At 67.4% G+C, this 22,935-nt stretch carries 17 protein-coding genes and 1 tRNA gene; 10 read left to right on the forward strand and 8 right to left on the reverse strand.

Annotation, left to right across the window (positions count from 1 at the left end):
- Positions 1 to 106 precede the first annotated feature (106 nt).
- Entirely contained in the window at positions 107 to 448 is a 342-nt protein-coding gene (locus C5E41_RS30575; RefSeq protein ID WP_181063500.1) for a transposase, read from the reverse strand.
- A gap of 151 nt (positions 449 to 599) precedes the next feature.
- Positions 600 to 1,313, reverse strand: a complete 714-nt coding sequence (locus C5E41_RS34250; protein WP_181063501.1) for a hypothetical protein — start codon at positions 1,311 to 1,313, stop codon at positions 600 to 602.
- Between the two features lie 791 nt (positions 1,314 to 2,104).
- On the opposite strand from C5E41_RS34250, the gene C5E41_RS30585 reads away from it, so the two are divergent.
- The 3 genes from C5E41_RS30585 (at position 2,105) to C5E41_RS30595 (ending at position 4,260) form a co-directional block, all read left to right on the forward strand.
- Positions 2,105 to 2,548, forward strand: coding sequence for a YbaB/EbfC family nucleoid-associated protein (locus C5E41_RS30585; protein WP_104379178.1), 444 nt, complete (start codon positions 2,105 to 2,107; stop codon positions 2,546 to 2,548).
- Positions 2,549 to 2,781: 233 nt separating this feature from the next.
- Positions 2,782 to 3,120 carry a hypothetical protein gene (locus tag C5E41_RS30590; RefSeq protein WP_104379179.1) on the forward strand — a complete coding sequence of 113 codons (339 nt, stop codon included), beginning with the start codon at positions 2,782 to 2,784 and terminating at the stop codon, positions 3,118 to 3,120.
- Between the two features lie 99 nt (positions 3,121 to 3,219).
- Positions 3,220 to 4,260, forward strand: a complete 1,041-nt coding sequence (locus C5E41_RS30595) for a crotonase/enoyl-CoA hydratase family protein (RefSeq protein WP_104379180.1) — start codon at positions 3,220 to 3,222, stop codon at positions 4,258 to 4,260.
- 100 nt (positions 4,261 to 4,360) lie between these two features.
- Here the strand turns inward: C5E41_RS30595 and C5E41_RS30600 are convergent, their stop codons facing one another.
- Positions 4,361 to 4,852 (reverse strand): MarR family winged helix-turn-helix transcriptional regulator, encoded by a 492-nt coding sequence (locus C5E41_RS30600; RefSeq protein WP_104379181.1) that lies wholly within the window; start codon positions 4,850 to 4,852, stop codon positions 4,361 to 4,363.
- Between the two features lie 59 nt (positions 4,853 to 4,911).
- On the opposite strand from C5E41_RS30600, the gene C5E41_RS30605 reads away from it, so the two are divergent.
- Together C5E41_RS30605 and C5E41_RS30610 are read left to right on the forward strand one after the other, a co-directional pair.
- Positions 4,912 to 5,889, forward strand: a complete 978-nt coding sequence (locus C5E41_RS30605; protein WP_104379182.1) for a pirin family protein — start codon at positions 4,912 to 4,914, stop codon at positions 5,887 to 5,889.
- A 128-nt stretch (positions 5,890 to 6,017) separates the two neighbouring features.
- The gene (locus C5E41_RS30610) at positions 6,018 to 6,332 is read left to right on the forward strand and encodes an excalibur calcium-binding domain-containing protein (RefSeq protein ID WP_063015339.1); all 315 of its coding nucleotides are present in this window, start codon (positions 6,018 to 6,020) and stop codon (positions 6,330 to 6,332) included.
- A gap of 78 nt (positions 6,333 to 6,410) precedes the next feature.
- Here the strand turns inward: C5E41_RS30610 and C5E41_RS30615 are convergent, their stop codons facing one another.
- Positions 6,411 to 6,635, reverse strand: a complete 225-nt coding sequence (locus C5E41_RS30615; protein WP_104379183.1) for a DUF3618 domain-containing protein — start codon at positions 6,633 to 6,635, stop codon at positions 6,411 to 6,413.
- A 100-nt stretch (positions 6,636 to 6,735) separates the two neighbouring features.
- Between C5E41_RS30615 and bcp the strand changes: the two genes are divergently transcribed.
- Entirely contained in the window at positions 6,736 to 7,209 is a 474-nt protein-coding gene (gene bcp, locus C5E41_RS30620) for a thioredoxin-dependent thiol peroxidase (protein WP_104379184.1), read from the forward strand.
- Positions 7,210 to 7,283: 74 nt separating this feature from the next.
- On the opposite strand, the gene C5E41_RS30625 is transcribed toward bcp, so the two are convergent.
- Positions 7,284 to 8,561 (reverse strand): hypothetical protein, encoded by a 1,278-nt coding sequence (locus C5E41_RS30625; protein ID WP_104379185.1) that lies wholly within the window; start codon positions 8,559 to 8,561, stop codon positions 7,284 to 7,286.
- Positions 8,562 to 8,886: 325 nt separating this feature from the next.
- On the opposite strand from C5E41_RS30625, the gene C5E41_RS30630 reads away from it, so the two are divergent.
- A complete protein-coding gene (locus C5E41_RS30630) occupies positions 8,887 to 9,516 on the forward strand; it encodes a TetR family transcriptional regulator (RefSeq protein WP_439956412.1) in 630 nt (209 codons plus the stop codon).
- Between the two features lie 142 nt (positions 9,517 to 9,658).
- Here the strand turns inward: C5E41_RS30630 and acpS are convergent, their stop codons facing one another.
- A complete protein-coding gene (gene acpS, locus C5E41_RS30635; protein WP_030517926.1) occupies positions 9,659 to 10,084 on the reverse strand; it encodes a holo-ACP synthase AcpS in 426 nt (141 codons plus the stop codon).
- Between the two features lie 86 nt (positions 10,085 to 10,170).
- Entirely contained in the window at positions 10,171 to 19,518 is a 9,348-nt protein-coding gene (locus C5E41_RS30640) for a type I polyketide synthase (protein ID WP_104379186.1), read from the reverse strand.
- A gap of 381 nt (positions 19,519 to 19,899) precedes the next feature.
- Between C5E41_RS30640 and C5E41_RS30645 the strand changes: the two genes are divergently transcribed.
- The 3 genes from C5E41_RS30645 to C5E41_RS30655 all read left to right on the forward strand — a co-directional run bounded on the left by C5E41_RS30645 (position 19,900) and on the right by C5E41_RS30655 (position 21,634).
- A tRNA-Leu gene (locus tag C5E41_RS30645) sits at positions 19,900 to 19,981 on the forward strand.
- Positions 19,982 to 20,152: 171 nt separating this feature from the next.
- Positions 20,153 to 20,578: a hypothetical protein gene (locus C5E41_RS30650; protein ID WP_104379187.1), complete on the forward strand. Its 426-nt coding sequence runs from the start codon at positions 20,153 to 20,155 to the stop codon at positions 20,576 to 20,578.
- Positions 20,579 to 20,581: 3 nt separating this feature from the next.
- Positions 20,582 to 21,634: a tyrosine-type recombinase/integrase gene (locus C5E41_RS30655; protein ID WP_104379188.1), complete on the forward strand. Its 1,053-nt coding sequence runs from the start codon at positions 20,582 to 20,584 to the stop codon at positions 21,632 to 21,634.
- 299 nt (positions 21,635 to 21,933) lie between these two features.
- Here C5E41_RS30655 and C5E41_RS30660 read toward each other — a convergent pair whose 3' ends face one another.
- Positions 21,934 to 22,767 carry a class I SAM-dependent methyltransferase gene (locus C5E41_RS30660; protein WP_104379205.1) on the reverse strand — a complete coding sequence of 278 codons (834 nt, stop codon included), beginning with the start codon at positions 22,765 to 22,767 and terminating at the stop codon, positions 21,934 to 21,936.
- Positions 22,768 to 22,935 lie beyond the last annotated feature (168 nt).

Genomic DNA, 22,935 nt, shown 5'->3' on the forward strand with positions numbered 1-22,935 from the left:
GCTTGCGCACGATGTCCTCCGCGGAATGCCGCTTCCGACCAGCCATATCTCTCATCGTCCCTTCCAGCCCCTTGCAGGGCCAACAGGACTCTAATACCAAGCGGTCTCATCCATCGGGGACAGGCCAGTGTCGCGGGTCGAGTTCCCGCGCGAAGAAAGCTGAGGCCAACTTCAGTATCTCGTTGGACTGCTTGAGATCTCGCACTTCTTTCCGCAGTCGTGCGAGCTCGTCACGCTCAGCCGACGACAGCTCGGTTCCGACCTTTGCGCCCGGTCGGGAGCCCTGCGCGAGGGCCTTTTTCACCCATACCCGCAATGTCTCGTAATGCACGTCCACCAGCGGGCCGATCGCACGAGCGGCAGCATACGGGGACTCGAACTCATCGAGTCGTTCCAAGACCAGACGCACGGCCTTCTCACGAACCTCAGGCGGGTAACGCTTCGACATGATGGGAACCATCTTCCACAAGACTGGAAGCGGCCCCAAACCCGTGACGGTTCACTAGGTTGCGCGAAGACACAGCACATCCCGTTGTCGGCTCCCAGTTCGAATCACTGCCAAATTAGTCACACTGAACCGAGAACCGGACACGTGTCAGCTACTTCGCTTTTCGTGCCGTCGCATATTCAGGAAACCGCTCCCGCAGCGCGGTATCGAACGTGGTGGCATCAGCCAGGGAATCCCACTGGTGAAGCTGTTCACGATGCAGGTACCAATCCATCAACGCCGCCGCATCCGATGCCCGGTCATTGAGAATGCACAACAGGAGGGTGCCGCGCAGCAGCGTCGGATCCGGATTGGTCTCCCAGGGCACGGTAGTAGGCTCGCGCGCGGTCTGCAGCAGGGCGGGAAAGGTGGATCGTTTGTCGAACCATGCCCGTACCGGGCCACGAACACACGCCATGAAATCAGCGACCGCGTCATCGACAACATCGGCGTAAATCATGATCGGAAACGTCTTCGCATCATCGAGCAGCTCAAAGAGTCCGGTATCAATGTCACCGCGCTTCAATTCTAGTCCCTCGCCGGGGAGATCCCGCATGAGTTCCTCCACCGCCACTGACCCGCCGATACGCGCGGTGCCCGACAGGCTCAGACCACCGTCCCGTTGCCGCTCGATGTAGGCGTCAATCACGCGGGTCATCCCCGGTATCGGAGCCTGGGCGGGGTGAAATGACAGCTTCGTCCACGCGACATTGTTGGTCGGCCCTACCTTCGGCGGCGCAGCGAGGGCGTAGCCGACGGCCTGCATGGCCTTGGGCAGGAGGGTGATGATCTGCTTGGTCCACGCGACTTGGAAACGTGCACCCACGTGCGCCCCCTTCTTTTCGACACCACTATCGGTGCCAACTGTAGCTTGCGGCCCAAACCGTGAGTATCTTGCCGAGTCTGCGCCTTTGGGCGGCGGCCCCAGCTCTTGGCGGTGGGCTGGGGCCGTCGGCGGATGTTGGGTGTCGTTATCAAATGTGGGAAGAGTAGGTGAGGATGCGGGCGTCCTCCGCAGCACTGGACACGCGAGTTCGATGCCGCGGCCGAGGCGCTTGTGTTCGTGCACGACCAGGGTGACCGCGACACCGGAGGCGCGGATCTCGCGTGCCAGGCGACGGCGCGGTCGAGTCCGGGGCGGATCTGGGCACACCGCCGGCATGGGCTCGGTGCACGACCACCGCTGACCGGCCCAATCTGCGACGCAGCCCCAAATGCACCGGACCCGATGGTGGCACCGAATTGGATTCTTACGCGGGAGTGGCACCGACTCGGCCCATCCCAAAACAACCCCAAAGTTTCCGGGGAACAGTACGCGATTCCGTGACCGAACATGCAAGGCACACAGGGACGTCGATGGCCATAAACTCAACCCCGGAACCACATACCAACACCAAGAAATGAGTACTACCAGCACGTTGACAGGAACTCTCAACCAGCGGGTTCAGGGTTCGAGTCCCTGATGGCTCACAACCCGCAAACCCCATCCGAGTTCGGGTGGGGTTTGTGCGTTCCCCGCCTCCTCCCACCACAGAGAAGACCGCGCGTTCCGCCCGCGCCGGCCGGAGGAAAATGCCGTCGTTGCGACAGTGACACGACATCGAAGAGGACACCGATATGGACCGGTGGCGGCGCGAGGCCCTGCGGTCGGCCAACAACGGACTGCGTAACCAGGTCGAACGGCTGCTCGACTCCTACGAGCAACAGCACTCCCGGCTCGCCGAGATCCACCAGCAGCTGGAAAGCGTTCGCGTGCAAGCCGATTCCGCCGACGGATCGGTCGCCGCGACCGTCGACGCCGGCGGCGTTCTCACCGATCTGTCGCTGTCGGCCGCCGCGTTGCGCAAGCCGGCGGCGGAGCTCGTCCGCACCATCGTGGAGGCGACGCAGGAGGCCGCCCGCCGTGCTCGCAGGCAGAGCGAGGCGGCCGCGGCGTCGGTCGCGGCCGACCTGGACGACCAACCCGACCTCTCCGACATCCTGGATGAGGGGCCGACACTCCGGGACATCCGCGAGTTCTTCCGGGGAACCGACCCGTCGGCGGGCGGGACCGCGCCGTAACCGAGTGCGGAAGACCACGGAACCGGCGGCCGGCGCGGGGCCGTGCCGTCCGAGCGGCTCATGGTCACGCCGGCGCACCTGCCGACCGGTGGCGGCCGCGCGGATCGGTTGTTGCGGCGCGCCACGCTGCGCAGGGCCGATCATGCCGACTAGCGGCCGGAATGGATCCTCCAGTCCCGCTCTGCGGGGATGTGGCTAGGCTCATGGGCATCCGTTCGCGATCGGGAACCGATATGGCCGACTACGCACATACCGACCACGCCAGTAAGGGTCGCGCCGAGAAGGCGCGACGGCTCGCGGCCTATCTGTGGCAGCGCGGAATCTCCGGCACCGAACTCGCGACGATCCCGGCAGCCACGCGCCGCAAACTCGCGCGGGCCGCCGACACCAATCCGCCCAGCACCGACGAAACGTGGGCATTGGTCGCGCGGCTGCTCGACGAGAAGGATGCCTGGGCTGCCCGCAACCCGAATCACCCTGCCACGCAACGCGATCACACGGACGAGAAGATTCTGTGGATCAAGCCGCCGGTGACGCCCTGGCTCGTCGACGGCGGAAAACCGGCCCCCTGACCCACCGGCCCGCCGCGCCCCACACGTCGCAACCTGCTCCCGCCCGGCGATCGGCCGCACCCCTTGACAGTAAGAAGTGAACTGGAGTTCACTTCTTGGGTGACCGACGACGTGCACCACTCCGGCACCCGGCCCGCAGCCTGGCGCGAGGACCTGACCAGCGGCGAGGACTCGCCGTTCGCCGGCCGACCCGAACCGGAGCAGGGCCCGGTTTATCGCACCCTCACCTACGAGGTGACCGGCCGGATCGCACGCATCACGTTCGACCGGCCCGAGCACGGCAATGCCATCACCGCCGATACTCCGATCGAACTCGCGCACGCGGTCGAGCGCGCCGACCTGGATCCGCGCGTGCACGTGATGGTGGTTTCCGGGCGCGGCAAGGGATTCTGCGGCGGCTACGACCTGTCGATTTTCGCGGAGAACGGCCTGTCCCCCACCGTGTCGGCCCAACCCACGACCGGAACCGTTCTCGACCCGGTAGTGCAGGCCCGCAACCACAACCCCTGGGGCACATGGGATCCTATGGTCGACTATCAGATGATGAGCCGGTTCAACCGCGGCTTCTCCAGCCTGTTGCACGCGAACAAGCCGACGGTCGCCAAACTACACGGTTTCGCGGTCGCGGGCGGCACCGACATCGCCCTGTTCTGCGACCAGATCATCTGCGCCGACGACACCAAGATCGGCTATCCCCCTACCAGGGTGTGGGGCATTCCGGCCGCGGGGATGTGGGCGCACCGGCTCGGCGACCAGCGGGCCAAGCGGCTGCTGTTCACCGGCGACTGCCTCAGCGGCAAACAGGCCGAGGAGTGGGGCCTGGCCGTGGAGTCCTGTCCGGCGGACGAGCTCGATGAGCGTACTGAGCAACTGCTGCAACGGATTTCGCGCATACCGGTCAATCAGCTGATCATGGCGAAATTGGCACTCAACAGCTCACTGCTGGCCCAGGGCGTCGCGAATTCGGGCATGGTGAGCACCGTCTTCGACGGCGTCTCCCGCCACACGCGCGAAGGGTATGCGTTCCAATTGCGCTCGGCCACTGTGGGTTTCCGGGAGGCGGTGCGGGAACGCGACGAACCGTTCGGCGACTGGAAGCGGACGCAATTCGACCGGCCGGATGGCGACGAAGACAGGTGAATGCCGCGTCCGGGACGGAACAAACCGCGAGCATCGAACCGGCCGCGGCGACTTCGGAGCCTCGGTACGGGAAAACTCGGACGACAATCCGGTGTGCGTCTCAACCCGGTTGCGCAGCGGCATCACTCGCCGGCGGCATACCCGAGTCGCTCTCGGCACGCGCACTCACCTTGTCCGCCAGCGATCGCAACGCCATTGCCTCCACATCGGTCAACTGGTCGACGAACAGCCGTCGCACCAATTCGACATGGCGGGGCGCGGCCCGTTCGAGCGCCCGGCGACCGGAGTCGGTGAGACAGATCAGCCTGCCGCGCGCATCGTCGGCGGCCGGACTCCGCACGACCAGCCCGCGCTTGTCCATCCGCGCCAGATGCTTCGACAGCCGGCTCTTGTCCCAGCAGATCTGCGCCGCGAGATCGCGGGCGCGCACACTTCCCTCGCGCGCGGCGGACAGCGCCACCAGAATTTCGTAATCGGAGACCGACAGCCCGTCGCTTGCGAGTCCGGCGGCCATCGCGGCGTCGAGACGCTGACGCAGTCGGATGTACGCAGACCAGGCCTGTTGTTCTTGTTCGTCCAGCCACCGCACCATGGGAATGATCCTACCGAGTATTTGGTTGACATGGACACCAACCGGCCTAGGAGGACATCATGCCCGCGATCACCGTCGACGACATCCTGGTGCTGCCGCGACTGCCCCGCCCGGAGCAGACCATGCGGCAACGGCCGGTCCGGACCGTGACCACCGCCCACAAACAGCTCGAGGGCGCCGGATTCGAGGTGCGCCGGCCCTTCCCGAGCCTCGATGTGCGCACCGCCGATCCGTTCATCCTGCTCGATCACATGGGCCCGGTCGCCTACGAGCCCTACCAGGCCAAGGGCGCCCCGTGGCATCCGCACCGCGGTTTCGAAACCGTCACCTACATGATCGACGGCACCATGGTCCACCACGATTCCAACGGCGGTGGCGGAACGATCGCCGAGGGCGACACCCAATGGATGACCGCCGGCTCGGGCATCCTGCACGACGAACTTCCCGCCGAGGACCTGGTGATCTCCGGCGGCGTATTCCACGGCGTGCAGCTGTGGGTCAACCTGCCGCGGTCGCTGAAGATGGCGGACCCGCGCTACCAGGATCTGCGCGCGAGCGAGCTGACACTGGTCACCTCCCACGACGGCGGCGCACTCGTGCGCATCATCGCCGGAAACATCGGCGGATACGAGGGTCCCGGCTCGACCTATACGCCCATCGCCTACGCGCACGCATCGATCAGCCCCGGCGCGCGGCTGGAAACGCCGTGGCCGCAGGAGTTCACCGCGATGGCGTACGTGCTGGCCGGTAGCGGCACCGTCGGCGACGAGGGCCGCACCCTCACCGAGGGGCAACTGGCGGTGCTCGGCCACGGCGAGGCCGTCGCACTGACCGCCGACGACCACCAGGATGGACCCACCGGTCAGTTCGAGGTACTCCTGCTGGGCGGCGCGCCCATTCGTGAACCGGTCGCGCAATACGGTCCGTTCGTGATGAATTCCAAACAGGAAATCATCGACGCCATAACGGATTTCGAGGCCGGACGAATGGGACATATTCCGGCGGAACATATGACGGGCCGCCGCCTGGGTGAATAAGCGGCTCTCGGCCGTGCGGTTGACAACGGCGGTCGCCATCAGAACAGTAGACTCGGCGGTTCCGGCCCTGCCACTGCGGGGAGTGCGGCCGGTCCGCCGTATCAACCGCAGCTGACATCGAGGAATACATGAACGTTCGCAGGCTAATCGTGACCGGCGCGGGCTTGATCACCCTCGCCGCCCCGATCGTCCTCACCGCCCCGTCCGCCATGGCCGACGGTTTTGTTCCCACCGGTTCCGCCGGTACCGGATCGTCGGGTATCGACGACGCCATCGGTGCCACCGGCTCGGCGGGGCTGACCCAGACGGGTTCGGCGGGAGGCACGTTCAAGAACTGTGACGAGGCCCGGGCGGCGGGTCGCGCCCCGCTGTTCCGTGGTGAGCCCGGCTATTCGCCGCATCTGGATCCCGACGGCACCGGTATGGCCTGCCCGACCGTCTGATCCCCGCGGCACGCGCCGCAGACGAAAAAGAACCCGGTGTGACCCTGTGTCACACCGGGTTCCCTCGTTTCTGCGGCGTCAGCGGCGGAAGATCTTGATCAGCACCAACACGCCGACCAGAGCGCCCGCGCCGATCAGGCTGTACTTCACCTTCGGCTCGTTCACCTTCTCCACCACGGCCTTCTTGGTGTTGTCGGCGATCCGCTGCGGGTCCGCCCGCACCGCGAGCTCGTCGAGTGTGCCCGCGAGCCGATTGCGCGCGGCTTCGATCTCCCGCTCGATGTGCTCGGTATCCCTCGCCACATTGTCTCCTGTTGTCGTTCCGGTAGGTCGCTGGCCGTCGAGTCTATCCGCCGCCACCGATGTCGCGTCCGTTGTCACATCGGTGGGCTACCGTGCTGGCATGACCGATACCAAAAAACTCGGCCCCGGCGATCCCGCGCCGGATTTCACGCTGCCCGACGCCGACGGTAAGCCGGTGTCGCTGGCGGACTACCGCGGCCGCAAGGTGATCGTCTACTTCTACCCGGCCGCCAGTACGCCCGGTTGCACCAAACAGGCGTGCGACTTCCGCGACAACCTAGCCGAGTTGAACGAGGCCGGGCTCGACGTCATCGGCATTTCCCCCGACAAACCCGCGAAGCTGGCGAAGTTCCGGGACAACGAGAAGCTGACCTTCCCGCTGCTCTCCGATCCCGAGCGCGAAGTGCTCCAGGAATGGGGCGCCTACGGTGAGAAGACGATGTACGGAAAGCGCATCACCGGCGTCATCCGCTCCACCTTCCTGGTCGACGAGCAGGGCGTCATCCAGGTGGCGCAGTACAACGTGCGCGCGACGGGGCATGTGGCGAAGCTGCGCCGCGACCTGTCGGTGTAGCGCGGACCCGGCCGTAGACGAGGCGAGGGGCCCGGGACGATCGTCCCGGGCCCCTCGCGGGTGCTTCGCGGCGTTCAGTCACGCTGCGGCATCATCGCGACCATCCAGCGCAGGGTCAGCCGCCAGTGGTTGTCCCACCACTCGTTGAATTCGGCGGTACCGAGCTGCGGCGGCGCCGACTCGCCCGGAAACAGCAGCGAGCCGTTGGGCGCTCCGACCGGTTCGGTCGGAGCGGGAATCACCGACTTCGTCTGCGGTTGCGCCGAATCCGGCTGCGGATCCTCCTTGGCCAGGCGCTTCGGTTCACCCGCCGGACCCGAACCGCGCACGCCCAGCCAGGAGCCGTCCGGACTCCAGCCCGCCGCGGCCGGATCGGCGTCGGACGGATCCGGTGCGGCATGCCGCGGACCCGATGACGGCTGATCGGCGGGACCGTCGACCGGCAATTCCGGAATCGAATCCACCGCCGGCAGGCCGGGTTCCGGACGTGCGTGGCGCGGCCCCCGGCTCGGCTGCGCGTTGCGGGCGTCGGCGAGGCGGGTGGTGGCATCCGAGCGCGGATGGTCGGTGAGCTCGTGCACGCCGCCGATGGTCAGACCGCCGGCCAGCACGCTCGCCGCGGCGACGACCGCGACCGAATTGCGTGATACCCGTGCCCGTTCCCCCGTTTCCGCGACGAACGCCTCCGGCTGCACCACGAGTGCCGCACCGATCGCCGACCCGGCCTCCGCCACCGCGCACGGAATCACCGGCGCGTTGAAACCCGCCGACAACACCGCGGCGAGCGCCGGCTGCTCCGCGGACGAACCGATCGCGACGACGGCGCTGGGCCGCACACCAGCCGCATCCAGCTGATCCCAGGCGGCGGCGATGCCCATCCGCACCGAGCCCTCCGAGACGATACCGGCGGCGGTCGCCGTGGCCGCGACCACGCGGTCGCGATGCGGCGAAATCAGCGAAAAGCCTTGGTATCCCGGGGTCAGCTCGCAGATCAGCAGATGGTCGAATTCGCTCGCCCAGGTCATCGCGCGGGCCAGCGCCAGATGCGCCGACTTGGCCGAGACCAGCGAGGCCTCGTACCACGGCCCGGAAGCCAAGCCGGTGACGACCGCCCGCCGGCCCGCGGCATCGCGATAGGTCACGGCCGCCCCGGCGATCTCGTACTCCGCGCCGATCCGCGCGGCGAGCCCGTCGAGCAGCGATTCGATCAATCCGGGCAATCCGGCCGGCGACGCGGCGCCCAGTTCGGCCGCATGGTGCGCGAGCACCCGGTCGGTCAGCTTCGCGCTTCCGTCGCGCAGAGCCACCGCGTCCACGCAGTCGCGAGCGATCGAAGCACCGAGAGTCACCACAGGTCGAACCACCACAGATCAAGCCTTCCGTGTGCAGGAACCGCGCCGGAGAAGCCGCGCCGAGCAGCGGTTCAACGCCGCAGCGAGAATGATCGAAAATCGACACACCCCCGCCGATGTAGATCTACTCGGTATGTGTTCGTCACCACATCCGGCTTGGATGGGTTATGAACCGGACCGAATCGCGGGTACGGAAGTCGGCACCGTGTGTCATCCGCGTGTCGCTACCGCTAGCCTGGTGGATGTGGTGGAAGCGCGCACGGCACCGAGGTCGAACCGGCGTCCTGATCCGGCGTTGGAGTTGCAGGACGACCCACAAGAGTTGATGCCGCGCCGGCGGCCCACCCAGGAACGTAGTAAGCGCAAATTCGATGCGCTACTGCAATCATCGCGCGAACTATTGGTCGAGGTCGGATTCGAATCGTTCACCTGCGAGGAGGTCGCCGCCCGCGCCGAGGTGCCGATCGGCACGCTGTATCAGTTTTTCGCCAACAAATACGTCATCGTCTGCGAATTGAATCGGCAAGATCTGGTGGCCGTTTCCCAGGAGCTGGCCGACTTCCACGGCGAAATTCCGTCGATGGACTGGCTGCGGCATATGAACAAACTCGTCGACCACCTCGCGGAACTGTGGATGACCGATCCGTCGCGGCGCGAGGTGTGGCTGGCCATGCAGTCGACCCCGTCGACTCGCGCCACCGGCGCCATCCACGAGAAGGAATTCGCCGAGGCGGTGCAGCAGATGCTGCGGCCGCTGATGCCGCGCACCCCGCGCGGGCGCCGCTCGATGATGGCGCAGGTGCTGGTGCACGTGGTGTATTCGATGCTGAATTTCTCGGTACAGGACGGGCTCAGCCACGAGGCGGCCGTGGCCGAACTCAAACGGCTCATGGTCGCGTACCTGCTGATCGCGGAGAAGGAATCGCGCACCGGACAACGCGATACGACGTCCTGATCGCGCGACCCGCGCCGGTCGCAGACGGGGCTTCCCGTCGCTCCGACGAAGGGCGGAACCGGGGACGTGTGAGCGAGACGTCGCCGGTTCCGGCCTTCGCAGGAGCGACGGGCCGACTCGGGCTACCGGAGCCCCTACTGCCTCAGGGGTTTTCGATCAGATCGGCCAGTTCGCCCGGATCCTCGAGGACGACCATCGCGGCGGCCGTATCTCCGTCGTGCGTGATCGACAGGTGCACCCGCACCCGCGGCAGGAATTCCGCTGCCAGGCCGTGCAATTTTATGCTGGGCCGGCCCCAGGCGTCGTTCACCACTTCGATGAGCGGATACGGATTGTCACCGATCTGCGGGCGACGAGCGAACCGGGAGGTGGCCCATGCTTTGAGCACGGCCTCCTTGGCCGCCCACCGCGCCGCGAAACTGCGGGCCGGATCGGTGCCCTTGCTCTGACAGTAACGCCGCTCACCCGCGGTGAAACTCTCCCGGAGCATGGTGGTTCCGGCCCGTTCGAGTTGTTCGGCGAAATCGGAGATGGTCACCAGATCCAGGCCGATACCGAGGATGGTCATGAATCCGCAGCATACGGATTCGGCGAGCCATCATCGATATCGGCGGATCGTTACCCGGGAGTTGTTACTTCCCGGGCCCGATCGTCCTACTTCTCGGCCTCCCGGTTACCGGCCAGTTCGCCTGTGCCGCAGGAGCCGTGGGCCAGATACAGCCCCTCGGCGCCCAGGCGGGCCTCCGCCGAGAGCAGCACGTCTGCCTCGAGCTGACGAATCTGCTTGGCCGGAGTGCCGTCGCGACCGAGTCGGCGGTCGGCGGGCCGCTCGTAGAGCGGTTCACCACCGCACATCGCCTCGACCAGCCGCTGCCGACCGGCGAGCCGGCGTTCCTCGGCGCGGCGCAGGTAGTCGTCGCGACGCTGCGGATCGAGCGCCTCGACGAAGGCCTGCGGATGCACGACCGCCAGCAGGCCGGAGACGTGCCCGAACCCGAGCGAGGTCACCAGACCGGCCTTGAGCGCGAACCGATCCCCGAACCGCAGCGGCTGCCGCGGCCACACCAGGTGCGGGTACTCGGCCATCTTCTCGTCGACACAGTCGAGGCTGCGGTTCGGCGGAATCACGCCCTGCTCCAGCACCTGGCACAGCCCGATCAGCTGGAAGGCGGCCGCACCGCCCTTGGCGTGACCGGTCAGCGACTTCTGCGAAATCACGAACATCGGTGCGCCTTCGGACCGCCCCAGCGCGCCGGCCAGCCGCTCGTGCAGCTCCGATTCGTTGGGATCGTTGGCGGCGGTGGAGGTGTCGTGCTTGGAGATCACCGCGATTTCGTCCGGAGTCACGCCCAGCTTGCGCAGTTCGGCGGCCAGCCGCGATTCCGCACCGCCACGACCCGCGCCGAGCGCGCCCAGTCCGGGAGCCGGGATCGAGGTGTGCACGCCGTCGGCGAAGGACTGCGCGAACGCGACCACACCGAGAACCGGCAGCCCGAACTCCGCGGCGATGTCACCGCGGGCCAGCAGAACCGTTCCGCCACCCTGGGATTCGACGAATCCGCCGCGGCGGCGGTCGTTGGCCCGGGAGAAGTAGCGGTCGCTGATGCCCTTGGCGCTCATGGCCGCCGAATCCGCGGTCGCCGACATGTCACCGAAGCCCACGATGCCCTCGATACCGAGATCGTCGTAACCACCGGCAACCACGACCTCGGCCTTGCCGAGCCGGATCTTGTCGACGCCCTCTTCGACCGACACCGCCGCGGTCGCACACGCCGCTACCGGGTGGATCATGCCGCCGTAGCTGCCGACGTAGGACTGAACCACATGCGCCAGTGCGACGTTCGGCAACGCCTCCTGCAGGATGTCGTTGGCCCGCGGCTCACCGAGCAGGTTGTCGATGTAGAGCGAGCGCATCGACGACATACCGCCCATACCGGTGCCCTGGGTGTTGGTCACCATCGCCGGGTGCACCCAGCTCATCAGCTCGGCGGGGCTGAAGCCGCTGGACAGGAACGCGTCGACGGTGCAGACGATGTTCCACAGCGCCACCCGGTCGACCGAACTCGCCATATCCGGCGAGATGCCCCAGCGGGTCGGATCCCAGCCCTCGGGGATCTGGCCGCCGACGGTGCGCGACAGCTTGGCCTTGCGCGGCACCCGAATCTCGGTGCCCGCCTGGCGAATCACCTGCCAGTCGCTCGAATCGGCGACCGGGCTGATCACGGTGTGCTCCGGATCGGCGGCGTAGAACGCGCGCGCCTCGGCCTCGCTGTTGACCACGAAGCTCAGATCCCGGTCGAGGAAGACCGAGGTGAGCAGCGGCGCCGCGTTGTCGATCATGGAACCGTCGTCGCCGTAGCGGCGGATGCCACAGCGCTGCACCACCGCGTCGTGGTAGCGCTCGGCCAGCTCCGATTCCTCGACGTACTCGCCGCTTTCGACGTCGTACCAGCCCGGCTTCGGGTCGTTCTCCCAGGTGACCAGACCGGTGGTCCACGCCAGTTCCAGGACGCCGGCCGCGGACAGCTCGTCGGCGACCTCCATCTCGAAGCGCGTGCGCGCGGAACCGTAGGGCCCGAGCTCGCCGGCGCCGACGATCACGACCATATCGGCGAGATCGGCGGTGACAGCGCCCCATTCGGGAGTCGGCAGCGCCGAGGTGAGCGTGGGCGGCACCGGCAGCGCAGGGACTGTCGCCCGCTCGTCGGCGACGGCCTCCGGCTCGCGCTCGACATCCTCGGCCAGTGCGGACAGATCCAGCTTCGCCCCGGCCAGTCCGCCGGTGAGGTCGATCTGCTGCGGTCCGGTGGCGGTGACCGCGCGGGCCCGCGAGGTGCACCACTTGAGCAGCTCGTCGGCCATCTCCTGGGTCGACCAGGTGTGCACACCAGCCTTCTCGACGGCCGCGACCAGCGGATCGTTATGCCCCATCAGGCCGGTGCCGCGCACCCAGCCGATCATCGCGTGCACCATGGTGACGCGCTGCGCCCACGACTTCTCCACCCGCCACTTGGCGATCACCGCATCCAGCGCGGCCTTCGACTCGCCGTAGGCGCCGTCGCCGCCGAACATGCCGCGGTTCGGCGAACCCGGAAGCACCACATGCAGTTTCGCGTCCACGTCGTGGTCGGCGCCGAGGGCGGACAGACCGCCGATCAGGCGTTCCACCGACCACAGCAGGACCCGCATCTCCATTTCGGCGCGCGCGCCGGCATCGGCCAGATCGCCGGCCACCCGCGGGGCGGCGAACGGCAGCAGCAACGTCGGGGTCATCGCGGGCTTCACGAGAACCTTCGCGCCACCGGCGTTGTCGGTCTGCTCGTTGCCGACCCAGTCGATCAGCGCGTCGATATCGGAGTAGGAGGCCATATTCGCCGGCACCACCCACAGCGCGGCTCCCGCGCGAGCGTGCTCGCGGTAAAGCTGCTTGTAGAAGGCAAGGCGGTCGTCGTCGAGCTTGGACGTGGTGAGGATGACGGTCGCGCCCCCGGCGAGCAGCCGGCCTGCGATCGAGGCCGCGATGGACCCCTTGCTCGCGCCCGTGATCACCGCGGTGTCGGCGGACCAGACACCCTCGTCGGTGCTCACGGCCGCCTCGGCGATCCGTTCATAGGTATGTGCCAGCACCGAACGTGCTTCGCCCATAGCAAGTTTGCGCCACCACTGCGCCTGCGCGGCAACGGCCTTACCGGCTCCGGTGAAACTGTCGACCGTGTCCTCGCCCGAGCCGCCCAGCCACAGAGTGGCCAGATCCTCTCGGGCGGTGGCCCAGCGGTCGTCGATCAGCACGGCCTTGCGGGCGTCGAAGGCCGGAGCCACCAAACGCGGCCAGTCCGAACCCAATTCCGCCGAGACCAGGTCCACCAGCGATTCGTCGCTCGCCTCCGGCGCCGACACCTGGTCGGTGAGACCCAGCTGCTCGAGCACCACCCGGGCGGCGGTCGCCAGCACACCGTCGCGACCGGTGATCTGCTCGGTGAATTCACCGAGGGCGGCCGCGTCGACCGTGGCGCCACCGCCACCACCGGCGGCCGGCAGCGCGACGCTGATTCCGCGGCGCGCGGCCACGGCCTGCACGGCGGCGTCGATCGCGGCATCCACCGCGGCGCCGTCGCTCAACGCGCCGGAGACCAGGCCACCGAGATCCCCGCCGCGCACGCTGGCGCCCTCGCGAGTGCCCAGCGACACCTCGGCGGTGACGTGGTGGGCCCAGCCGTCGCCGAGCTGCCACACTTTCGTCACTCGATCGGTGATCGCCGCCGGGCGCTTACCCGAGGGACCGAACACCTTGCGCAGGTGGTCGCCGATGGCGTCGGACAGCACCGAGCCGAACGGCTTGTAGGTGCGGGCCAGGCGGTCGACGGTGGCCGACAGCGCGCCCATATCGGCATCCGCGGCGCCGTCGATCGCACCCAGCGACAGCTCGGAGCCGAGGTCGACCAGCAGCTGATTGCGCCGCGAGGAGACACCGTCGCACAGCGCCTCGATGGTGTCCACGGGACCGATCTGGTCCAGCCGCAGTTTGGTCCACAGCGCGATCAGCACGCGGGTGGCGTCGGCGGCCGTGAAGGTGATGTCGTCGGGGCGGGGACCACCGGAGGCGGCGACCGGAGCCGGTGCCGGGGCGGCCGCGGCGGCCGTCTCGGCCGGAACCGCCGCGGCCACAGTCTCTTCCGGCTCGTCGATGGGCGCCGGATCGGTATCGGTGGAGTACACCACGCCGGCCTCGCGCTCGATGTTGAGCACCTCGACCTTGGTGGCGGAGTACTGCGGCAACTTCAGGGTGTTGCTCGCCAGGTTCGCCACGGTCGGCGTCGCCGCCAGGCCGATCTCGACGAACCGTTCCACGCCGAGGCCACCGCGTCCGGTGTCGCTGAACAGCAGATCCTGAGTCTCAATCCAGCGCACCGGGCTGGCGAACTGCCAGGCCAGCAGCTCGATCAGCACCACCCGGCACAGTTCTTGCGGACGCGAGGCCCACGACTCGAAGTCGTCGAGCACCGCGCGCAGCGGCTCCGACGGCACGTAGTCGGCGATCTCGGCGATGAAGTCACGCTCCAACGAGAACGGCCGCGGCACCAGGTTCGGAATGTAGCGCCCGGCAAGGATTTCCGGATGCAGGTTCTCCGGCAGTAGCTCCTCGAGCCTGTTCCGGAACTCGGGCACGCCCTTGCGCAGCACCGTCGAGTGGAACGGCACGTCGATTCCGGGCACCAGCACGAAGGCGCGCTTACCGCCGAATTCCGCACGGCGACGCTCGATCTCGGCTTCCAGCTCCTCGAGCCCGGCGACCGTACCGGCGATCGCGTACTGCGAACCGCGCAGGTTCAGGTTCACCACCTCGAGGAACTCCCCGACGCGCTCGCCGACACCGGCGACGAAGTCGATCACCTCGGCGTCGGGCAACCCGATCTGCGACGGGCGAATGGCGGCCATCCGATAGTCGCTGCGGCCCTGCGTATCCCGGGGCACCAGCTCGTGCATGGCCGATCCACGCTGGAACACGACCTCCAGGACGGCCTCCAACGGCAGGACGCCCGCGACCGCAGCCAGCGCGTTGTACTCACCGACCGAATGGCCGGCCAGCATCGCGCCCTCGACGAAGGCGCCCGCCTCGCGCAGTTCGGCGACCTGGGCGACGCCCAGGGTGGCCATCGCGACCTGAGTGAACTGGGTCAGATGCAGAACACCCTGCGGGTGCCGGTATTCCACGCCCCGCGCCTTGAGGTAGGTCGGGTTGTCACGCACCACGGCGAGGATCGAGAAGCCCAGAGCTTCCCGGGTGTGCTTGTCGGCGCGATCCCACACCTGCTTGGCCGCCTTCGACCGCGACCGGGCGTCCAGGCCCATCCCCTTGGTCTGGATGCCCTGACCGGGGAAGGCGTAGACGGTCTTGGGGGCCGCGAGCCGGGCGGTCGCGGTCATCACCAGATCACCGCCGGTCCGGCAGGACACCTCGACGATCTCGCAGCCGCGGTCGACGGCGATCCGCTCGACGCGCACATCGATCTGCGCGCCCGGCCGGACCATACCGAGGAATCGGGTGGTCCAGGCGGTGACAGTGCGTGCGGGCAGCGGAGATTCGGGATCCACGGCCGACACCGCGTGCTGGGCCGCGGCCGACAGCCACATGCCGTGCACGATGGGGCTGCCCAGGCCCGCGAGTTTGGCGGCGGCATTGCTGGTGTGGATCGGGTTGTGGTCGCCGGAGACCTCGGCGAAGGCGGCCATAGCCCGCGGCGCGGTGAGCGTGACGTCGCGACGACGACGGCGCGGGGTTTCGGTGGCCTCTTCGGACACGGTCCCGGCCGCGCGCGGCGGATCGGTGAGCTCGTTGCTGCCGTTGCGGCCGCGAATCGCGAAGCGTTCCACCAGCGTTGCGACGGTCGGCGTCTCCAGACCGTGATCGCGCATGACGCCGACGGTGACCCGCACCTCGACGACGCGCCCCAGATCGGTGTCGGTCACCGACGCGGATTCCGCGCGAACGCTGAGCACCGCCGGATCACCGGGCAGCTCACGCACCAGGTCGACCTGGTGGTCCAGGTGCACCAGATCCAGCATGCCCTCGATAACACTGCTGACGCTTCCGTTCTCGCCCTCGGCACGGCTCGCGCCCAGCACGGCGAACACGGCCGGCCAGCAGGCGCCGACCAGCACGTCGGGAACCCGGCGGCCGATGGTGCTGAGGCCCTCCGGCAGACCCGAGCCGGTCACACCGGCGTGGTCGGCGACCATATCGGGCGTCCAGGCCAGATTCACATGCGCGACATGAATACCGTTGGCGGACTTGACCTCCGGCAGCGCCTGCCCGGCGGCCACGGCCAGCAGGGCCGACATCGCGGTCTCGGCATCGGCTTCGGTCACCACCGGCGCGCCACCGTTGTAGACCGAAGCGGGAACCGTGATCCGGATCCGAACCTCGTTCGCCGGCGAGAGCGGGACTGTCAGTTCCACGTAGGCGTTGTCGGCGTCCGGGCCGGTCGCGGGAACCAGGGTGGCGCCGGTCGGCCGGTGTACCGCGCCCTGGGGGTCGACGGTCCACTCGTGCAGATCGCCGAGCCGGTGCACCGGGTTGGCAGTGGTACGCCCGGCCCACTGCACGTCCGGTGCGGCCAGCACGATGTCGATGGCACCGGAACCGATGTCGGCCCGGCGGCGGCCGTCGACGGCGGCGGGGGTGACGCCGCCGCGGATCAGCGTGTAGGCGGTGTCCTGTTCGAAGCGGTCGAGCAGTTCACCGACCGGCTCGTCGACGCGGGTGATGCCGGCGACCGAGACGGTGCCGGGGATCACGCACACCTGGTCCGCGGTGTAGCGCGGGTCGTGGGCCTGCCACAGCGAGTCCGAGCGCCACCAGCGGCGCACGTCGGCGTCGACGACCGGCACGAAGTTGACCGGCTTGCCAGGGGTCTTGCACAGCGAGACGAAGAACGGCACATCGGCGGGGTGCAGGACGGTCTCGGCGGCGGCCGGGTAGTGCTCCTTCAGCGTGCAGATCACATGCACCGGCCGTTCGAAGACGCTGTCGTCGTCGAACAGGGTCGGGATGCGACCGCGGTCGGCGGGGTTGAGGCGGCCCTCGGCGCGACGCACCATCTCGGCGAACCGATCTCGCCAGGTGATATCTGCCCAGACCGAGCGGGTGGCGTCGGCGATGGCGTCGCCGAGGTCGGTGCCGCAGTCGAAGCCGTCGCGACCGGCGCGCTGGTGTTCCGGCAGCAGCGCGGCGAGCTCGACGTAGCGCTCCAGCCAGCGCAGGTAGGTCATACCGGCGACATCACCGAAGTACGGCTTCGCGGTGCGGTCGAGCGCCTCGATGATCTCGTCGCGGCGCGCGGCCACGGCCTCGGCGTCGCCGGCGACCTCGTCGAGCAGACGCCCGGTCCGCGAGGCGGAGTTATCGATCTCGTGGATGTCGGCGCCCAATTGGCTACGGCCGGAAGCCATTCCGCCGGTAGCGGTCCCGGCGGCGACCCAGTCGGGGGTTCCGGGGGTGTCGACCAGCAGCTGCTTGACCTCGGGCGCGGTGGTGGCCTCCAGGGTGGCCATGGCCGCGGTGCCGACCAGCACGCCGTCCAGCGGCATTGTCGGATAGCCGTGGGAAACCGACCATTCGCCGGTCAGGTATTCGGTGGCCCGCTCCGGCGTGCCGATGCCGCCGCCGACGCAGACCACGACATTCGCGCGGCTGCGCAGTTCGGCGTAGGTCTCGAGCAGCAGGTCGTCGAGGTCCTCCCAGGAGTGGTGGCCACCCGCGCGACCACCCTCGATGTGCATGATCACCGGGTAGTCCGGCACCTCGTCGGCGATGCGCAATACCGCGCGGATCTGCGCGACGGTACCGGGCTTGAACGCGACGTGGGTGATACCGGCCTCGGTCAGCTCGGCGATCAGCGCCACGGCCTCGTCGAGTTCGGGGATGCCCGCGGTCACGACCACGCCGTCGAACGGGGCGCCGGCCGTGCGGGAGCGCTGCACCAGCCGCTTGCCGCCCAGCTGCAACTTCCACAGGTAGGGGTCGAGGAACAGCGAGTTGAACTGCACGGCCCGGCCGGGCTGCAGCAGGGTCTTCAGCTCGGCGACGCGATCGGCGAAGATCTGCTCGGTCACCTGGCCGCCACCGGCCAGCTCCGCCCAGTGACCCGCATTCGCCGCGGCGGCAACGATTTTCGCGTCGACGGTGGTCGGGGTCATACCGGCCAGCAGAATCGGCGACCGGCCGGTCAGGCGGGTGAAGGCGGTTTCGACCACGATACGGCCGTTGGGGAGACGAATCGGCTTGGGCGCGAACGTGTCCCAGGACGGGGCGACCTGCGGGGCCGCACCCGGGGTGAAGAGGCTGCGCTGACCGGGCCGGGTCGCGGCCGCGACGATGCCCACGCCGGTGCCCTTGAGCGACCCCTGGGTCAGGCGGCTCAGCAGATCACCCGGGCCGATATCCAGAATCCATTGCGCGCCATCGGAAACGGTGTCGTCGACCATCTGCACCCAGTCCACCGGGTCGACCAGAATGCTGCGGGCCAGCTGCGCGGCGAGTTCGGTGTCGATCTCACACTGCGCGGCCCAGGCCGACACCAGCTCGACGGTTTCGGCCAGCGCGGGGTGGTGGAAAGCAACCTCGACCTGGACATCCTCGAAGACCGGGGCGAACACCGAGCCGCCGCGCTTCTTGGCATCGCGATCGCGGCTCTGCTCGGCGTGGATCTCGGCGCAGCGCTGCCGCACCCGCTCCAACTGGGCCACGGTGCCCGACAGCACCGCACGCCGGCGGCCGTTACGAATCGACACCACCGCGGCGACGTTCGGGTCCACACCTTCCGACATCTCGGCGACGACCGCGCGCAGCTCGTCGGGGTCGACATTGGACACCGCGACCATCGGCGATTTGTCGCCGACCGGAACGAGACCGCGCCGGCGCGCGATCAGTGTGGCTGCCGCGCCGATCAATTGGGCCAGCGCGAGCAATTCCGCGTCGCGAGCACCCTGCGCGGTCGCGGCCTCGGCGGCGAGCAGGCCCTGGGAGTGACCGATGATGCCGGTCGGCGCCTGCTCGGCCGGATCCAGCCCCTGCATCCGCAGCGCCCGCAGCGCGGCGACCTGCGCGAGGAAGACACCCGGCATCGAGACCGCGGCGGAGCGCAGCGCCTGCGCGGACGGCGCCGCCGACTCCTCCCCTTCCTCGCCGTCGGCGAGCTCGTCCTCGAGCATCCACGCGATCGGATCGAAGCCGACGGGCCGGACCACCAGCAGCTGCGCGGCCACCGGTTCCAGCCGCGCCTCCGCCTCGTGCACGAGCGCGGTCAACTCGGGCTCGAGCGCGCTGTCGCGTCCGATCTCCTCCAGCTCCCGCAGCCACTGCGCACCCTGGCCACCGAAGGCCAGCGCGTACTTCTCACCACCGAGCAGGCGATCCAGCAGCGACGACTTGATACCCGTATCCGAAGCTCCCCCAGCGACCTTCGCGTTCGTTCCGGCCCCGGTGCGTTCGTTGATCGTCAAGACGTATCGACTTCCTTCTCGTGGCGGCTCACCCCCGCGGGGCCCGCTCTTGCGTGCACAGGCGTCCCTCACCCCTGAGGGCCTGACGAAGCCTCAGGTTCGCACAAAATCATGAGGAAAGCCTCACGTTCCCCGACCCCCGCACCCCTACTGTCGAGTATTTCGGTACGAACGTACAAGAATTCTCTAAACCTGACCCACCCTCATGTTTGAAGCCCCAGGTGGCAGCGTTACTCGGAAGTCAGAAAGTTGAGGGTTCCTCATATTGAGAGTTGCCAAATCGTTATAATCCCAGTTCGTGTTACCCATGGGTACACGACACCCCGCGCGGCTTCGCGATCCGCGCTCGGGCCGGTAGAGTTTGGACGGTCGTACCATCACGCGCGAGTGGCGGAATTGGCAGACGCGCTGGATTTAGGTTCCAGTGTCCTCGGACGTGGGGGTTCAAGTCCCCCCTCGCGCACAGATTCCCGGTAAATCTGCCTGATTTGCGTGCCGTGTGTTCGAGCGCACTCGAACACACGGAGGTGACCAGGGGAATGCGCACCCAGCAGCGACAATTCTTGCCAGATCCGCCAGGATCGACGACAGACGCGCCTGCCCGGCCGGGCACCTGGAACGATCGGGGGCAACGGTGATCCCCCCGCTGATTCCCCCGCAGGCGCCGCTGGAACAGCTGATTCGCGGCCCGCTGCCAAAACCTGTGGAGCCACAACCGATCCGCTACGACGACATTCTGTACGGCGTATCGACTCTCGGCGAGGCCGGCAGAGTCCTGGACCGGGGTGTGATGACGGCGCTCAACTGGATGCCGGGAACACACCTACACGTACAACCCCTGGACGGCGTCCTATTGGTCGCCCCAGCCGACGACGGACCCGTCCGTGTCACCACCGGCGGCTATTTCCGCATCCCGTTCCGGCAGCGCCGCCGAGTCGGCCTTCTCATCGGCCAGCGCGTTCTACTGATGGGACGCCGGAGTCGCAAACAACTCCTGGTGCATCCGCCCGCTGCGGTTGGCAGAGTCCTGTCCGCGCAATTGACCCTTCTGGATCGGTGACAAATGGCCGTTCCGAACGCGGCAGTCGCTACGAGCGACACCATCGCCGCCGCACGACTGCTGCTCAACCAGATGGGCCTGTCCCCCGCAGACCTCGTCACGCCCGCCACGACCGTGCCCACATTCGCCGAGATCATCCCGGTGGTTCGTGCGACCCTCGAAGCAGGCACGCGACGCACCTACGGAACCCATCTCAACCGACTCGAAGCGCACTGGGGCGACCGCAGATTGGACCGGGTCACCAAACCTGAACTCGAGGCCATGGCCCACACCATTCGCGCCACCGCACGCACCAATAGGGCCTCGCGAGGCGGCACCAGCGCCGTCGAACACTTCATCTCGACCGTCCGCTGCATATACCGGCACGCCGAAGACAGAGGGTGGATCCGCCCCAGCGACAACCCCGCCCGCCAGCTCACGTTCCCTGCACGCCGCAAGTCCCACCGCTACGCGGTCCCCTCCGACCAACTCACCGAAATTTGCCACACCGCCGCGACAACTGGCAACGATCCCGACCTGGACTCTCTACTCCTGCGCCTGCACCTTGAAACTGCCTGCCGCCGAAGCGGTGCCCTCGCACTACGCCCGCACGACCTCGACATCGAACAATGCCTGATCTATCTCCGAGAAAAGGACGGAACCGACCGCTGGCAACCTGTCTCCCCCACGCTGATGAACCATCTCGTCGCCCATTGCCGCGAACGGCACAGCCGTCAATCCGAGCAACTCCTGCGATACCGCAACGGCAATCCCATCACCCATCGACGCTACGACCACCTGTGGCGCCGTGTCGGTCAAGAACTCCCCTGGGTCGCCACCCAAGGCATCACCACGCACTGGCTGCGGCACACCACCCTGACCTGGGTCGAACGCACCTTCAGCTACGCCGTCGCACGGGAATACGCCGGACACTCTGGCAAAACCGGGGGGACCACCGCTACCTATGTCAAAGCCAACCTCCAAGAGGTCGCAGCAGCGCTTTCCGTTCTGACAGCCGAACCACACCCCCTCGCGGCTCCCGCTGCTATCCAATCCATAGCAGCGACAGTTCACTAAGGTTCAAGGGGCAGCCGAACGACCGAGTGTTGGACAGGCGAGAAGTTCTTGCCCACAAGGTTTTCGCGGCCGGTCTGCGCTCATGGATCACGATCGCCGCGTTTCATGGACGGCACGGATACGCCGCAGCGCGCGACAATGAAACGCGCGGCGTAATTCCCACTGTGGGACCGACACCTGCGCACAGCTCCGAAGCGAAGCCGTCTTCGCCGTACGCAGGGCTGTCCACCGCGCAGGCACATGCCTGTGGCGTTACAACTGCGACGTTCGTTGTCCGAGCATCTATTTCAGCCAGGAATTTATCGTGTCCCGCATCGGAGTCTCGGCTTCGCCGCCGACACAATGTAGTAGTCGAGGAGGCCCTCCTGATATCCCCGGAGCCAGTTTCGACACCAGTGATTCTCGTACCCCGTGTGCTGCATCCAGGCATCGAATCCCCGCCATACATGTTCGCCAATGGACTCGACCTCGACCGGTTCGAAGCCGGTCGTCCGGAGTGTCTCGGTGAAGGAGCCGATCGGGCTCACAACGTCAACCCCGTTGCGGATCGTCTCGATCAGCGGTGCCAAACGTTGTGCGGAGTCGTCAGCAGTGGTGAAGAACGTCGCCAAGGACAGCTTGCCACCAGGCTTCAGAATTCGGTTCACCTCGGCGACGAATCCTGTCAGATCCTCGAAATGCTGTGCTGCCTCAACCGAGATGCACCTGTCGAACATTTCATCCCGGAAGGGAATCGCGGACGCCGAGCCTTGCTGGAACGACAGCCGGCCAGGGTGCGCCGCCAGCACGTCCGCGTTGCACCGATCGGCCCGCGCAATCTGATCGTCCGAGAGATCAAGCCCAATGAGCCGCTGCGGGCCGAACTCCTGTAGCGCGAGCGCCGCACCGACTCCGATGCCACAGCCGACCTCCAGCACTGCGTGCCGTCCGCCGATATCCGCTCGGCGCAAGACTTCTCGGTACATGTCGGCCTGGCTGGTGGTTCGCCGGTCTCGGGTCAGATCACCGGGCGTGACGTCGTCAGTCCAGTACCCGAAGTTGATGAAGTGACCCGAGAAGAGATTGCTAGCGCTGAGATCGCCGCTGCCGTACATCGTCGTGCGCCGAGCAGCGCCAATGTTCTGTGTGGCCATGGGTTCCATCTTCGCCTGAAACATCCTGCTGTGTAGCGGAATTCGCTTCGCATAGGCTCTTGCTGACCAGTACGCTCTGGTGAACTCTGCCGGAACACTTCGCGCGGTCACCGTCGCTCGTCGCGGAGCCAGGAGGGCCGTTTTTGTCGTACGGCTGTGTTGTACTTC

Source organism: Nocardia nova, assembly GCF_002933465.1.
GTDB classification, from domain to species: Bacteria; Actinomycetota; Actinomycetes; order Mycobacteriales; family Mycobacteriaceae; genus Nocardia; species Nocardia nova_B.